This window comes from Pseudomonas sp. 2725 (assembly GCF_050434585.1).
Taxonomy (GTDB): Bacteria; Pseudomonadota; Gammaproteobacteria; order Pseudomonadales; family Pseudomonadaceae; genus Aquipseudomonas; species Aquipseudomonas jessenii.
The window spans coordinates 471,017-484,648 of sequence record NZ_JBNDIV010000005.1 but is presented as its reverse complement, the minus strand read 5'-3'; the positions used below and the strand labels follow the sequence as shown (position 1 = coordinate 484,648).

Sequence of the window (13,632 nt, the reverse complement as noted above, 5' to 3'; positions counted from 1 at the left end):
ATGAGCTTTGTTAGAGTGGCAGGTCGAGCCAGTTTGAAATGATTTTCAGGGCAACGGTTTTCAATGACTTACCGTGTAAAGCTATCTGTCGACGCAAGTCGCGAGGGTCAATTGAGGCCATGTTCAATTCGGCTGCGTGACCGATCAGCCATTGTTCAAAGCGGTCAGGATCAATTTCCAGGTGGAACTGTAGACCCAGTATGTTTTTGCCGACACTAAACGCCTGATTGGCACAGAGTTTACTGCTCGCCAAGTGATGAGCTCCTTTGGGGATGTCGAATTGATCTCCGTGCCAATGCAATACGGCGACATCGTCGTTCAATAGATCAAGGCAGGAAGGGTGTGCGTCATTACTCAACTGTAAAGGGCTGAAGCCAATCTCCAAGTGCCCCATTGGATAAACGGAGGCTCCCAACACCCTCGCTATCAGCTGGGCACCAAGACAGATTCCCAACGTTTTTTTGTTGCTTTGCAAACGTGCGTTGATAAGTGCAATTTCATTTTCTATGAATGGGTATTTTTTTTCATCATAAGCACCGATCGGCCCTCCCAATATCACCATCAGATCAGGCGTTATGGGATCAACTGCCTGCAGCTCTTCCGAAGTGGCATCAATAATATGAATATTATAGTTGCGTTGAATCAACGGCTGTTCAAGTGTGCCAAGATCTTCAAAGTTTAAGTGTCGAATCACGAGTGCGTTTTTCATTGTGGCCCGTTTCTTGTAGTTGATCTGGGCGATAAATTAAACTCGGTACTCAGGTGTTGTCGAACGGCAAAATGTAAGAATTATGCAATAACATTTCTATTTGTTTGGGTTTTTATCCGTCGCCGGCCTCAATTCACTATGAATGCGAGGACTTTCTGACTCAGTCTTTAGGGGGGCGTGATGCAAGCGCCGAATAAAGATTGAATATATGTGACAAGAACTGACGTTCACATGGGAAGCATCCCTTCGGAAACCTGAATCAATAGCTGCTTGCAATGCTTGGTTCTTGCTGTCGGCGATTTCTGATGGGACATACAGATATTCTCCGGCAATAAGGTGGGCATCGATCTTAAAAAAACCAAACGCAAAAACGCCACTCGGAGGTGCCGTCTTGTTTGGCCAGTGCCCCCGGATCGCCCCCGGAGCAGGCTCGCGAACAGGCCATCCGCTGCGCTGACATAAATGTCGGCAGCGTTCTCAATGAGCTTTCTGGCTTTACCCGAAAGCTGCGGATCATCACTGAGTGTCCAGAGTAAATTACGCGTGTCGAGTAGAAGCCTCATTCGTGAGTGCTTTCAAAAACATCAAGCATTTCAACTGGTAGTGGCGCGTCAAAATCTTCTGGAAGCACCAATTTGCCTTTCCTCGTTCCGATTCGCTGCCCGACATTACCTTTGCGTTCGGCAGCAAAGGCATCGAAACCCTCTACGATTTCGGAAAAAAATCTCACTTTTTATTGTTAGTTCTCGCATTGGTTTATCAATCTAGAAGTCATTCAAGATAGAACCAAGTGCTCATTGCTGGATGTAGGACGAGGCGGGTAATCCCGCGTGAGCTTTCGGGGATTGTCGGAGGAGGGGAGCGCGCCGGTAACATATCCTACAAACGCAAAAACGGCACCCGAAGGTGCCGTTTCTGTTTACTACTGAATGGCTCTAAGCGATCAACCCGCCAGGCCCGACTGTTGAACCAGGTTCAGCAGCGGTTGTGGGTACAGGCCGAGGAAGAAAGCCAGTACCGCGATGGCCAGCAGCATCACGCCGCCTGCCTTCTGTTCCCAGTGCAATTGAGCGTCGACGCGGCGCAGGTTTGGCTCGATCAGGTACAGGGTGACCATCACTCGCAGGTAGTAGAACACGCCGATGGCACTGCCCAATACCAGCGAACCAACCAGCCACCACTGATGGGACTCGACGCCGGTGGCGATGATGTAGAACTTGCCGATGAAGCCCGCGGTCAGCGGGATACCGGCCAGGGACAGCATCATCACGGTCAGCACGGCGGTCAGGTACGGACGGCGCCAGAACAGGCCGCGGTATTCGTACAGGGCGTCTGCGTCACGGCCTTTGTACGGCGAGGACATCAGGGTGATCACACCGAAAGCACCGAGGCTGGTGATCACGTAGGTGACCAGGTACACGCCGATGGCTTCCACGGCCAGGCCCTTGCTCGCCACCAGGGCGATCAGCAGGTAGCCGAAGTGGGCGATGGACGAGTAACCCAGCAGACGCTTGAGGTTGCTCTGGGTCAGGGCCAGCAGGTTACCGAACAGGATCGACGCGATGGCGATGATGGTCAGCACGTTGCTCAGGACGCCGCTGCTTGCAGCAGGGGAGATCTGGAACAGGCGCACCATGACCGCGAACACAGCCACTTTGGCAGCGGTCGCCAGGAACGCGGCAACCGGCGCCGGGGCCCCTTCGTAAACGTCCGGTGTCCAGAGGTGGAAGGGTACCAGCGACAGCTTGAACGCCAGGCCGATCAGCATCATGCCCAGGCCCAGTTGTGCCAACGAGCTTGGCAGACCGGTAGCCGCCAGCGCCTGACCGATGCCGACGAAGCTCAGGGAACCCGAGTCTGCGTACAGCAGTGCCATGCCGAACAACAGGAACGCGGAGCCGGCGGCCGACAGCACCATGTACTTGATACCGGCTTCCAGCGAGCGCTTGTTGAAGAAGGCATAGGCCACCAGACCGTAGACCGGCACCGACAGCAGTTCCAGACCGACGAACAACCCGGCCAGGTGCTGTGCGCTGACCAGCACCAGGCCACCGGCGGCGGACATCAGGATCAGCAGGTACAGTTCTTCACGGTTGCCCGGGTAACCCGTGCCGCCATCGCCGAGGTAGGCGTGGGCGAGGGTGACACAAGCGAGGGTGGCGACCAGGATCAGCGCCATGTACAAGCAAGCGAAGCTATCGATTTGCAGCAGTGGGGTCACAGCCAATGGCGCGACCTTCAAGGCTGGCAGGATCGACAGCAACGCCAGGTTCAGACCCGCCACCGACAGCAGGAAGGTCTGGGAGTGGTTGCGGCGCCAGGCAATTGCCAGCATCACCACGATGATCGTGGCGCTGGTAATCAACAGCGGCGCTAGCGCGATAAAGTGTTGAGTCGTGAATTCCATAGCGCTCTTACCGGGCCGAAGCGAGTTGAGTGAAGGCGGTGCCGAGCCATTGCTGCACGCCATGCATCGTAGCGGCAGAGGTATCGAGGAACGGTTGTGGATAGACGCCGATGTAAATCAGCAGCGCTGCCAGACCGGCCACCATGATCAGTTCGCGACCATCCATGCCATGCAGTACCGCGTCCGATTTGGCCGGGCCGAAGTAGGCACGATGGATCATGATCAGCGAGTAGACCGAACCGAACACCAGGCCGGACGTCGCGATGATGGTGACCCATGGAGCGATCGGGAAGGTGCCGATCAGGATCAGGAACTCACCGACGAAGTTGCCGGTACCCGGCAAGCCCAGGGACGCAGCGGCGAAGAACAGGCTGAGGGCCGGCAGGTAAGCAATCTTCGACCACAGGCCACCCATTTCACGCATGTCGCGGGTGTGGGTGCGTTCGTACAGCTGGCCACTCAGGATAAAGAGTGCCGCTGCCGACAGACCGTGCGCCAGCATCTGCATCACCGCGCCCTGTAGAGCCAGTTGGCTGCCGGAGTAGATGCCGATCAGAACGAAGCCCATGTGGGAAACGGACGAGAAGGCAATCAGACGCTTGATGTCGGTTTGCGCGAACGCCAGGAACGCACCGTAGAAAATCCCGATCAGACCCAGGGTCATGGCGAACGGCGCGAACTCGGCCGACGCATTCGGGAACAGCGGCAGGGCGAAACGCAGCAGGCCGTAGGCAGCGGTTTTCAGCAAGATACCGGCGAGGTCGACGGAACCTGCAGTCGGCGCCTGGGCGTGAGCGTCAGGCAACCAGGAGTGGAACGGCACGACTGGCAGCTTCACCGCGAAGGCGATGAAGAAGCCGAGCATCAGGATGTACTCGGTGGTCGTCGACATCTTGGTTTTCAACAGGTCGGCGTAGTTGAAGGTAATCACGCCGGTGTCGTTGAAGTTGACCAGTACCAGACCCAGGATCGCCACCAGCATGATCAGGCCGGAAGCCTGAGTGAAGATGAAGAACTTGGTCGCCGCGTAGATCCGGGTTTTCTTGCCGTCCGAAGAACTGTGACCCCAGAGCGCGATGAGGAAGTACATCGGCACCAGCATCATTTCCCAGAAGAAGAAGAACATGAACAGGTCGAGGGCGAGGAACACACCGACGACACCGCCCAGGATCCACATCAGGTTCAGGTGGAAGAAGCCCACGTGACGCTGGATCTCTTTCCACGAGCAGAGTACCGAGAGGACACCCAGCAGACCGGTCAGCATGATCATCAACAGCGACAGGCCGTCGAGGGCCAGGTGCACGTTGATGCCGAAGCGCTGGATCCAGACGTGCTTGAACTCAAGCGCCCAGGTCGGGTCGGCGCCAGGCGCCGGGGCAAATGAATAATCACCGTTGGCCCACAGCCAGAGGCCGAGGGAGAGCAACAGGGACATGGTGATCAGCGCAATCCAGCGGGGGAGGGTGGCGCCGAAGCGCTCACCCATCCAGCACAGCAGGCCGCCGATGAAGGGGATCAGGATTAGCCAAGGCAGAATCATGACGGGCTCAATTCCTTTCGCAAGTTCGCAAGGTTCATATCAGACCGCTACCAGCACGACGGCGCCGATAACCAGCACGGCACCAGCAGCCATCGAGGCGGCATACCAACGCAGTTGACCGGTCTCGGTACGGCTCAGGGCGGTGTGACCGCCTTTGGCCATTCGCGGGATCAGACCGATGGTCTGGTCCAGCGGGTCTTTGCGCAGGATGTGGATGATCGCCAGGTACGGCTTGACGAACAGTTTGTCGTAGATCCAGTCGAAGCCCCAGGCAGCGAACCACCAGGCCGAGAGGATACGGCCGATGCCGCTGTTGGCGATGGCGGTGACGAAGCGACGCTTGCCGAGGAACAGCAATGCGGCCAGCAGGATACCGGCCAGGGCAATGGCGCCCGAGGCGATTTCCAGGCTGTGCTTGGCTTCGCCGCCGGCATGGCCGACGCTTTGCGGCAGTACGCCGTGCAGCGGTGGAACGATCATCGCGCCGACGAAGGTCGACAGTACGATCAGCACCGACAGTGGCAACCAGTGAGCGATGCCGTGACCGGCGTGGGCTTCGGTCTTCGCTTCACCGTGGAACGCGATGAAGATCAGGCGGAAGGTGTACAACGAAGTCATGAATGCGCCGACCAGACCTGCGTAGAGCAGACCGTTGTTGCCGCTGGCGAACGCTTCCCAGAGGATTTCGTCCTTGGAGTAGAAGCCTGCGGTTACCAGTGGCAGGGCCGCCAGGGCCGCGCCGCCGACGATGAAACTGGCGTAGGCCAGTGGCAGCTTTTTCCACAGACCGCCCATCTTGAAGATGTTCTGCTCGTGGTGGCAGGCAACGATCACCGAACCGGACGCAAGGAACAGCAGGGCCTTGAAGAAGGCGTGGGTCATCAGGTGGAAGATCGCGCCATCCCAGGCACCGACGCCCAGGGCCAGGAACATGTAGCCGATCTGGCTCATGGTCGAGTAGGCAAGGATACGCTTGATGTCGGTCTGAACCAGGGCTGCGAAGCCAGCCAGGACCAGGGTCACACCGCCGACGATGCCCACCAGGTGCAGGATTTCCGGCGCCAGGGTGAACAGGCCGTGGGTACGGGCGATCAGGTAGACACCAGCGGTCACCATGGTTGCGGCGTGGATCAGTGCCGAAACCGGGGTAGGACCGGCCATCGCATCCGCCAGCCAGGTTTGCAGCGGCAGTTGCGCGGATTTACCGACAGCACCACCGAGCAGCATCAGGGTGGCCATGACCATCCAGAAGTCGCCGGACTGGAATTTCTGCGGAGCCAGCACCAGCAGTTCCTGAACGTTCAGCGTGCCCAGTTGGGCAAACAGAATGAACAGGCCGATGGCCATGAACACGTCACCGATACGGGTCACGATAAAGGCTTTGAGTGCGGCGTTACCGTTGTTGCGGTTGCTGTAGTAGAAACCGATCAACAGGTAGGAGCACAGGCCCACGCCTTCCCAGCCGAAGTACAGGAACAACAGGTTATCGCCCAGCACCAGGAACAGCATGCTGGCGATAAACAGGTTGGTGTAGGCGAAGAAGCGCGAGTAACCGGCTTCACCGCGCATGTACCAGGACGCGAACAGGTGGATCAGGAAGCCGACGCCAACCACCACACCGAGCATGGTCAGCGACAGGCCGTCCAGGTACAGGGCGAAGTTCGGCGTGAAGCCTTCCACCGCCATCCACTGCCACAACACCTGGGTGTAGTGACCGCCTTCAGGTGGTGCGACATTGAATTGCCAGATCACGTAAGCCGCGACGATGGCAGACAAGCCGACGGAACCGACGCCGATCAGCGCCGAAAGGTTTTCCGAGAGACGGCCGCGAGAAAACGCCAGCAGCAGGAAACCGATGAGAGGGAACAGGAAAGTCAGATAGAGAAGATTCATCCGCGCATCTCACTGGCAGCGTCGATATCGAGCGTGTGGAAGCGGCGATACAGTTGCAGCAGGATCGCCAGGCCGATACTGGCCTCGGCGGCTGCCAGGCTGATCACCAGGATGAACATGATCTGTCCATCCGGCTGTGCCCAGCGGCTTCCGGCAACGATGAACGCCAACGCGGAGGCATTCATCATGACCTCCAGGCTCATCAGCACGAAAAGGATGTTGCGGCGGACCATCAGGCCGACCAGACCGAGGCAGAACAGGATGCCGGCGACCGCCAGACCATGCTCCATGGGGATAGCAGGCATCGTCATTGCTCCTTGGCTTCGTTGCGGCCCAAGTGGAACGCCGTGACGGCTGCGGCGAGCAGCAGCATCGAGGCGAGTTCGACCACCAGCAGGTACGGACCGAACAGGCTGATGCCCACGGCCTTGGCGTCTACGGTGGTGTGGCCGATGGCTTCACCGGTCTGGTGGGAGAACAGCACGTACAGCAGTTCCACCAGCAGCAGCGCAGCGAGGAGCACCGGGCCGCCCCAGATACCGGGCTTGAGCCAGACGCGCTCTTGCTGAACCGAGGCCGGGCCAAGGTTCAGCATCATCACCACAAACACGAACAGCACCATGATGGCGCCAGCGTAGGCGATCACTTCCAGGACGCCGGCGAACGGCGCGCCGAGGGCGAAGAAGGTCATCGCCACGGCAATCAGCGAAATGATCAGGTAGAGCAGGGCGTGCACAGGGTTGGTGTTGGTGATCACGCGAAGCGTGGACACCACAGCGATACCCGATGCGAAATAGAAAGCGAATTCCATCTTTCTTCCTTAAGGCAGCAAGCTCTTCACGTTGACCGGCTGGGCTTCGTTCTGCGCGGAGCCTTTCGGCTTCCCGGCAATCGCCATACCTGCAACACGATAGAAGTTGTAATCAGGGTTTTTGCCGGGGCCGGAGATCAGCAGATCTTCTTTCTCGTAAACCAGGTCCTGACGTTTGAACTCGGCCATTTCGAAATCCGGTGTCAGCTGGATCGCGGTGGTCGGGCAGGCTTCCTCGCAGAGGCCGCAAAAAATGCAGCGCGAGAAGTTGATGCGGAAGAAGTCCGGGTACCAGCGACCGTCTTCGGTTTCAGCTTTCTGCAGCGAGATGCAACCGACCGGGCACGCCACGGCGCACAGGTTACAGGCTACACAACGCTCTTCGCCGTCGGGGTCGCGGGTCAGGACGATACGACCACGGTAGCGCGGCGGCAGGTAGACCGGTTCTTCCGGGTACTGCAGCGTGTCGCGCTTGCGGAAGGCGTGGCCGAAAATCATCACCAGGCTGCGAAGCTGGGTGAAGAAGCCATGCACGATGTCAAATATGTACTTCATGATTCTCTATCCTCACTGAGCCGCGACGGCGGGCGTGTTGAGCAACACGATCGCAGCGGTCACCAGCATGTTGACGAGGGTCAGCGGCAGGCAGAACTTCCAGCTGAAATCCATCACCTGGTCATACCGTGGGCGCGGAATCGAAGCGCGCAACAGGATGAACATCATGATGAAGAACGCGGTTTTCAGTGCGAACCAGATGAACGGGATCTGCGGCAGGATGCCGAACGGACCGTGCCAGCCACCGAAGAACAAGGTCACCAGCAGCGCCGAGATCAGCACGATGCCGATGTACTCGCCGACGAAGAACATGCCCCATTTCATGCCGGCGTATTCAATGTGGTAACCGTCTGCCAGTTCCTGTTCCGCTTCCGGCTGGTCGAACGGGTGACGGTGAGTCACGGCCACGCCAGCGATGAAGAAGGTCAGGAAACCGAAGATCTGCGGAATGATGAACCACAGGTTCTGCGCTTGATATTCAACGATGTCGCGCATGTTGAACGAGCCGACCTGGATCACGATGCCCATCAGCGACAGGCCCATGAACACTTCGTACGACACGGTCTGCGCCGAGGCGCGCAAGCTGCCCAGCAGGGCGAACTTGTTGTTGCTCGACCAGCCGGCGAACAGCACCGCGTAGACCGACAGGCCAGCCATGGCGAAGAAGAACAGGATACCGATGTTGATGTCCGCCACGCCCCAGGTCGGGGTGATCGGGATGATCGCGAAGGCAATCAGCAGGGCGCTCATGGCGACTACCGGTGCCAGGGTGAAGATCATCTTGTCGGCGAATGGAGGCGTCCAGTCTTCCTTGAAGAACATCTTGATCATGTCGGCGGCGATCTGGAATGCGCCGAACGGACCGACGCGGTTCGGACCGTAACGGTCCTGCCAGAGGGCAAGCAGACGACGCTCGACCCAGCTCAGCAGGGCACCGCAAACCACCACGGCGAGCAGAATCACCACGGCCTTGAGGACCGTGATGATGATGTCGATCACTTCAGGAGTGAACCAGGTCATTGAGCTGCCTCCTGCAGACCGTCAACGGATTTGCCAAAGATTGCTGGCGGAATGCCGGCGATGCCCGCAGGCAGTGCCACCAGACCGGCGCCCAGCTCTTCGTTGATGCGCAGCGGCAGACGCAAGGTCTGGCCAGCGACATTCAAGCTCAGCATCGCGCCGTCATTGACACCCAGGCGGTCGGCTTCGGACTTGGCCAGCGACACGTAGGCGGCCGGGATGCGTTCCTGAACCGGAGCGGCTTTCGAAGAGTTCTCTTCGCTGCCGAACAGGTGGAAGAACGGCACGACCTGCCAGGTGCCCTGGGCCGGGTTGAACGCGCGCGGAACACTGGCGAACCAGTTCAGCGAGTCACCGCTGCTTTCGATCAGGCGGGTGCCCGGGTCGCCAGCGCGGATGTGACCACCGACTTCGTCCTGGAACTTGTTCCAGGCTTGCGGCGAGTTCCAGCCCGGAGACCAGGCGAATGGCACTTGCTGACGCGGTTCGACCGAGCCCGAGTAACCTTCCATCGAGAAGTTGAACGCGGTGTCGTTGTCTTGCGGGGCACGCGGTTCGTGCACGTTGATGTCGGCGCGCATGGCGGTACGACCGGAGTAACGCAGCGGTTCGCGGGCCAGTTTCATGCCCTTGATGCGGAACGCGGCGGACGGTGCGGCATCGACGATGCGATTCAGGATCGAAGTGCTGGAAGCGACGGCGGCGGTGGCGTGGTCCAGTTGGGTCCAGTCGATCGGCTGGTTCAGCAGGGTCGCGCGCAGGGCATGCAGCCAGCGCCAGCCTTCGTGAACCAGGATGCTCGCGTCCATGTACTTCGGATCGAAGACCTGGAAGAAGCGCTGGGCGCGGCCTTCCTGGCTGACCAGGGTGCCGTCGCCTTCAGCGAAGCTGGCGGCTGGAAGAACCAGGTGCGCGCGATCGCTGGTGGCAGTCTTCTGATGGTCGGCGACGATCAGTACTTTGGCGGCGGTCAGGGCGGCATCGACCTTGGCCTTGTCGGTACGGGTATACAGATCGTTTTCCAGCACGACGATGGCGTCGGCACGGCCATCGATCACGGCTTGCAGCGCGGCGTCGACCGATTCGCCACCGAGCATGGCCAGGCCGAGGCTGTTGGCCTCTGGCACGATCAGGCTGATGGAACCGTTCTTCTCGCGCAGTTTCAACGCTTTGGCGATGTTCGCAGCAGCTTCGATCAACGCCTTGGAACCCAACGAGGTACCGGCAATGATCAGTGGACGCTTGGCAGCGAGCAGGGCGTCGGCAATGCGCTTGGCCAGTTCGAGTGCTTCAGCATCCAGGCCTTCAACGGCTGGAGCGCTGGCGTCGAGGGCGTGAGCCACGGCGAAACCGATGCGGGCCAGGTCGTCTGGAGCGGCGTGAACGCATTCTTCCGCGATGTCGTCGAGCTTGGTTTCAGCCAGGCTGGCGATGAACAGCGGGTTCAGCGCGTGCTGGCCGATGTTCTTCACCGCGGCGTCGAGCCAAGGCTGGACGCGCATGGCGTCGGCCATGTCTTCGGCCTTGCCCTTAACCGATTGACGCAGGGACAGGGCCATGCGCGCAGCGGTCTGGGTCAGGTCTTCACCGAGGACGAACACGGCGTCGTGGTCTTCGATGTCGCGCATGTTCGGTACTGGCAGCGGGCTGTCTTTGAGCACTTGCAGGACCAGGCGGATGCGCTCCAGCTCGGCAGCTTCGATACCGGAGTAGAAGTGCTCGGCACCGACCAGTTCACGCAACGCGTAGTTGCTTTCGAGGCTGGCGCGGGGCGAACCGATACCGACGATGTTGCGACCGCGCAGCAGGTCGGCGGCTTTGTCCAGCGCTTCGTCGAGGCTCAGCTTGGTGCCGCCCGCCAGCTGCGGCTGGCGTGGGCGGTCTTCGCGGTTGACGTAGCCATAGCCGAAACGGCCACGGTCGCACAGGAAGTACTGGTTCACCGAACCGTTGAAACGGTTTTCGATACGACGCAGCTCGCCGTAACGCTCGCCCGGGGAGATGTTGCAACCGCTGGAGCAGCCATGGCAGATGCTCGGCGAGAACTGCATGTCCCATTTACGGTTGTAGCGCTCGGAGTGAGTCTTGTCGGTGAACACACCGGTCGGGCAGACCTCGGTGAGGTTGCCGGAGAACTCGCTTTCCAGGGTGCCGTCTTCTACGCGACCGAAGTACACGTTGTCGTGGGCGCCAAACACACCAAGATCGGTGCCGCCGGCGTAGTCCTTATAGAAGCGCACGCAGCGGTAGCAAGCGATGCAGCGGTTCATTTCGTGGGAAATGAACGGGCCCAGTTGCTGGTTCTGGTGGGTACGCTTGGTGAAGCGGTAACGGCGCTCGTTGTGGCCGGTCATTACCGTCATGTCTTGCAGGTGGCAGTGACCGCCTTCTTCACAGACCGGGCAGTCGTGAGGGTGGTTGGTCATCAGCCATTCGACAACACTGGCGCGGAAGGCCTTGGATTCTTCATCTTCGATGGAGATCCAGGTGTTGTCGGTGGCAGGGGTCATGCAGGACATCACGATACGACCACGGGTGTCGTTCTCGTCGGTGTACTGCTTGACCGCGCACTGGCGGCAAGCGCCAACGCTGCCGAGGGCAGGGTGCCAGCAGAAATACGGAATATCGAGGCCCAGAGACAGACATGCCTGTAACAGGTTGTCTGCCCCATCGACTTCGAGCGCTTTGCCGTCTACGTGGATAGTGGCCATGGTTCAAAGTTCTTCGTTGGCCCGGTGTCAGCGGGCGTGGCTAATGGAATCTTGTTATCCGCGTGAATCAACACAGCCGTTAAAGGCGTCATCACACGAAAAGCGAAGGGCGCGGGCCCTTCGCTTTTTAAGCGTTTACGCGCCGACTACGATCGGCCTTGCCAGAGGCGGGACGGCGGCGCTGACAGGCGCGATACCGGCTTCGAACTCATGGCGGAAGTATTTGATTGCGCTGCCCAACGGCTCCACGGCGCCCGGTGCGTGAGCACAGAAGGTCTTGCCTGGGCCGAGGAAACCGACCAGACCCAGCAGGGTCTCGATGTCGCCTGGCTGGCCTTCACCGTTCTCGATGGCCATCAGGAGCTTGACGCTCCATGGCAAGCCATCGCGGCAAGGGGTGCAGAAGCCGCAGGATTCGCGGGCGAAGAACTGCTCCATGTTGCGCAGCAGGGACACCATGTTGACGCTGTCGTCCACCGCCATGGCCAGGCCGGTACCCATGCGGGTGCCCACTTTGGCGATGCCGCCGGCGTACATTTGTGCGTCCAGGTGTTCCGGCAACAGGAAACCGGTACCGGCGCCGCCAGGCTGCCAGGCCTTGAGCTTGTAACCGTCGCGCATGCCGCCGGCGTAGTCTTCGAACAGCTCGCGACCGGTGACGCCGAACGGCAGTTCCCACAGGCCCGGGTTCTTGACCTTGCCGGAGAAGCCCATGAGCTTGGTGCCCATGTCTTCGCTGCCTTCGCGAGCCAACGATTTGTACCAGTCCACGCCGTCGGCAATGATCGCCGGCACGTTGCACAGGGTTTCGACGTTATTCACGCAAGTCGGCTTGCCCCACACGCCAACGGCGGCAGGGAAGGGCGGCTTGGAGCGCGGGTTGGCGCGACGGCCTTCGAGGGAGTTGATCAGTGCGGTTTCTTCACCGCAGATGTAACGCCCGGCGCCGGTGTGAACGAACAGCTCGAAATCAAAACCCGAACCCAGGATGTTCTTGCCCAGCAGGCCGGCTGCCTTGGCTTCTTCCACAGCACGGTTCAAGTGCTTGGCGGCGGTGGTGTATTCGCCACGCAGGAAGATGTAGCCACGGTAGGTTTTCAGTGCGCGGGCACTGATCAGCATGCCTTCGATCAGCAGATGGGGCAGTTGCTCCATCAGCATGCGGTCTTTCCAGGTGTTGGGCTCCATTTCATCCGCGTTGCACAGCAGGTAGCGGATGTTGATGGATTCGTCCTTGGGCATCAGGCCCCACTTCACGCCAGTGGGGAAGCCTGCACCGCCGCGGCCTTTGAGGCCGGAGTCTTTCACGGTCTGGACGATGTCGTCCTGGGCCATGTCGGCGAAGGCCTTGCGCGCAGCGGCGTAACCGTTCTTGGCCTGGTACTCGTCGAGCCATACGGCTTCGCCGTCGTCACGCAGACGCCAGGTGAGCGGGTGAGTCTCGGCCGAACGCTTGATGCGGTTGGCCGGACCGAAGGAAGTCAGGGTCATACGTAGCCCTCGAGCAATTTGGCAACGCCTGCAGGCTGCACATCACCGAACGTGTCGTCGTCGATCATCAACGCCGGCGCCTTGTCGCAGTTGCCGAGGCAGCAGACCGGCAGCAGGGTGAAACGACCGTCGGCGGTGGTCTGACCCAGGCCGATGCCGAGCTTGCTCTGGATTTCGCTGACCACGGACTCGTGGCCGCCGATGTAGCAGACCATGCTGTCGCAGACACGGATGATGTGACGGCCCACTGGCTGACGGAAGATCTGGCTGTAGAACGTCGCCACGCCTTCAACGTCGCTGGCCGGGATGCCGAGGATCTCGCCGATGGCGTACAGGGCGCCGTCCGGCACCCAGCCACGTTCCTTCTGGACGATCTTCAGGGCTTCGATCGACGCCGCGCGCGGGTCTTCGTAGTGATGCAGCTCGTGCTCGATGGCCGAGCGCTCGGTTTCACTCAAGGTGAAACGGTCTGTCTGGATAAGCGTGCTGTTCATG

The 13,632-nt window shown here is 59.9% G+C and carries 11 protein-coding genes and 1 pseudogene; all 12 read right to left on the bottom strand.

From position 1 onward, the window contains the following. Positions 1-10 precede the first annotated feature (10 nt). Positions 11-709, bottom strand: a complete 699-nt coding sequence (locus ABIE16_RS17080; RefSeq protein ID WP_429521619.1) for a glutamine amidotransferase — start codon at positions 707-709, stop codon at positions 11-13. Positions 710-1,155: 446 nt separating this feature from the next. Then, a pseudogene (locus ABIE16_RS17075) lies at positions 1,156-1,272 on the bottom strand (PIN domain nuclease); the annotation flags it as partial. A 380-nt stretch (positions 1,273-1,652) separates the two neighbouring features. Then, the gene (gene nuoN, locus ABIE16_RS17070; RefSeq protein ID WP_090456625.1) at positions 1,653-3,116 is read right to left on the bottom strand and encodes an NADH-quinone oxidoreductase subunit NuoN; all 1,464 of its coding nucleotides are present in this window, start codon (positions 3,114-3,116) and stop codon (positions 1,653-1,655) included. Positions 3,117-3,123: 7 nt separating this feature from the next. Further along, entirely contained in the window at positions 3,124-4,656 is a 1,533-nt protein-coding gene (gene nuoM, locus ABIE16_RS17065; protein WP_057714153.1) for an NADH-quinone oxidoreductase subunit M, read from the bottom strand. A 39-nt stretch (positions 4,657-4,695) separates the two neighbouring features. Then, positions 4,696-6,549, bottom strand: a complete 1,854-nt coding sequence (gene nuoL, locus ABIE16_RS17060; protein WP_218496200.1) for an NADH-quinone oxidoreductase subunit L — start codon at positions 6,547-6,549, stop codon at positions 4,696-4,698. Further along, positions 6,546-6,854 (bottom strand): NADH-quinone oxidoreductase subunit NuoK, encoded by a 309-nt coding sequence (gene nuoK / locus ABIE16_RS17055; protein ID WP_007946416.1) that lies wholly within the window; start codon positions 6,852-6,854, stop codon positions 6,546-6,548. The genes nuoL and nuoK overlap by 4 nt, the downstream gene beginning before the upstream one ends. A 2-nt stretch (positions 6,855-6,856) precedes the next feature. After that, a complete protein-coding gene (nuoJ, locus tag ABIE16_RS17050; RefSeq protein WP_053161453.1) occupies positions 6,857-7,360 on the bottom strand; it encodes an NADH-quinone oxidoreductase subunit J in 504 nt (167 codons plus the stop codon). Positions 7,361-7,369: 9 nt separating this feature from the next. Then, the gene (gene nuoI / locus ABIE16_RS17045; protein WP_429521618.1) at positions 7,370-7,915 is read right to left on the bottom strand and encodes an NADH-quinone oxidoreductase subunit NuoI; all 546 of its coding nucleotides are present in this window, start codon (positions 7,913-7,915) and stop codon (positions 7,370-7,372) included. A 12-nt stretch (positions 7,916-7,927) separates the two neighbouring features. Continuing rightward, the gene (nuoH, locus tag ABIE16_RS17040; RefSeq protein ID WP_090456620.1) at positions 7,928-8,935 is read right to left on the bottom strand and encodes an NADH-quinone oxidoreductase subunit NuoH; all 1,008 of its coding nucleotides are present in this window, start codon (positions 8,933-8,935) and stop codon (positions 7,928-7,930) included. Then, positions 8,932-11,646: an NADH-quinone oxidoreductase subunit NuoG gene (gene nuoG / locus ABIE16_RS17035; protein ID WP_218496202.1), complete on the bottom strand. Its 2,715-nt coding sequence runs from the start codon at positions 11,644-11,646 to the stop codon at positions 8,932-8,934. Before nuoG ends, nuoH begins: the two co-directional genes overlap by 4 nt. Before the next feature lie 135 nt (positions 11,647-11,781). Next, positions 11,782-13,137: an NADH-quinone oxidoreductase subunit NuoF gene (gene nuoF / locus ABIE16_RS17030; RefSeq protein WP_057714158.1), complete on the bottom strand. Its 1,356-nt coding sequence runs from the start codon at positions 13,135-13,137 to the stop codon at positions 11,782-11,784. Continuing rightward, positions 13,134-13,631, bottom strand: a complete 498-nt coding sequence (nuoE, locus tag ABIE16_RS17025; protein WP_008020715.1) for an NADH-quinone oxidoreductase subunit NuoE — start codon at positions 13,629-13,631, stop codon at positions 13,134-13,136. The genes nuoF and nuoE overlap by 4 nt, the downstream gene beginning before the upstream one ends. Position 13,632: the final 1 nt, after the last annotated feature.

Coding starts and splice junctions, on each gene's coding strand:
- ABIE16_RS17080 (WP_429521619.1), bottom strand. CDS start 709: ATGAAAAACGCACTCGTGATTCGACACTTAAACTTTGAAGATCTTGGC.
- nuoN (WP_090456625.1), bottom strand. CDS start 3,116: ATGGAATTCACGACTCAACACTTTATCGCGCTAGCGCCGCTGTTGATT.
- nuoM (WP_057714153.1), bottom strand. CDS start 4,656: ATGATTCTGCCTTGGCTAATCCTGATCCCCTTCATCGGCGGCCTGCTG.
- nuoL (WP_218496200.1), bottom strand. CDS start 6,549: ATGAATCTTCTCTATCTGACTTTCCTGTTCCCTCTCATCGGTTTCCTG.
- nuoK (WP_007946416.1), bottom strand. CDS start 6,854: ATGCCTGCTATCCCCATGGAGCATGGTCTGGCGGTCGCCGGCATCCTG.
- nuoJ (WP_053161453.1), bottom strand. CDS start 7,360: ATGGAATTCGCTTTCTATTTCGCATCGGGTATCGCTGTGGTGTCCACG.
- nuoI (WP_429521618.1), bottom strand. CDS start 7,915: ATGAAGTACATATTTGACATCGTGCATGGCTTCTTCACCCAGCTTCGC.
- nuoH (WP_090456620.1), bottom strand. CDS start 8,935: ATGACCTGGTTCACTCCTGAAGTGATCGACATCATCATCACGGTCCTC.
- nuoG (WP_218496202.1), bottom strand. CDS start 11,646: ATGGCCACTATCCACGTAGACGGCAAAGCGCTCGAAGTCGATGGGGCA.
- nuoF (WP_057714158.1), bottom strand. CDS start 13,137: ATGACCCTGACTTCCTTCGGTCCGGCCAACCGCATCAAGCGTTCGGCC.
- nuoE (WP_008020715.1), bottom strand. CDS start 13,631: ATGAACAGCACGCTTATCCAGACAGACCGTTTCACCTTGAGTGAAACC.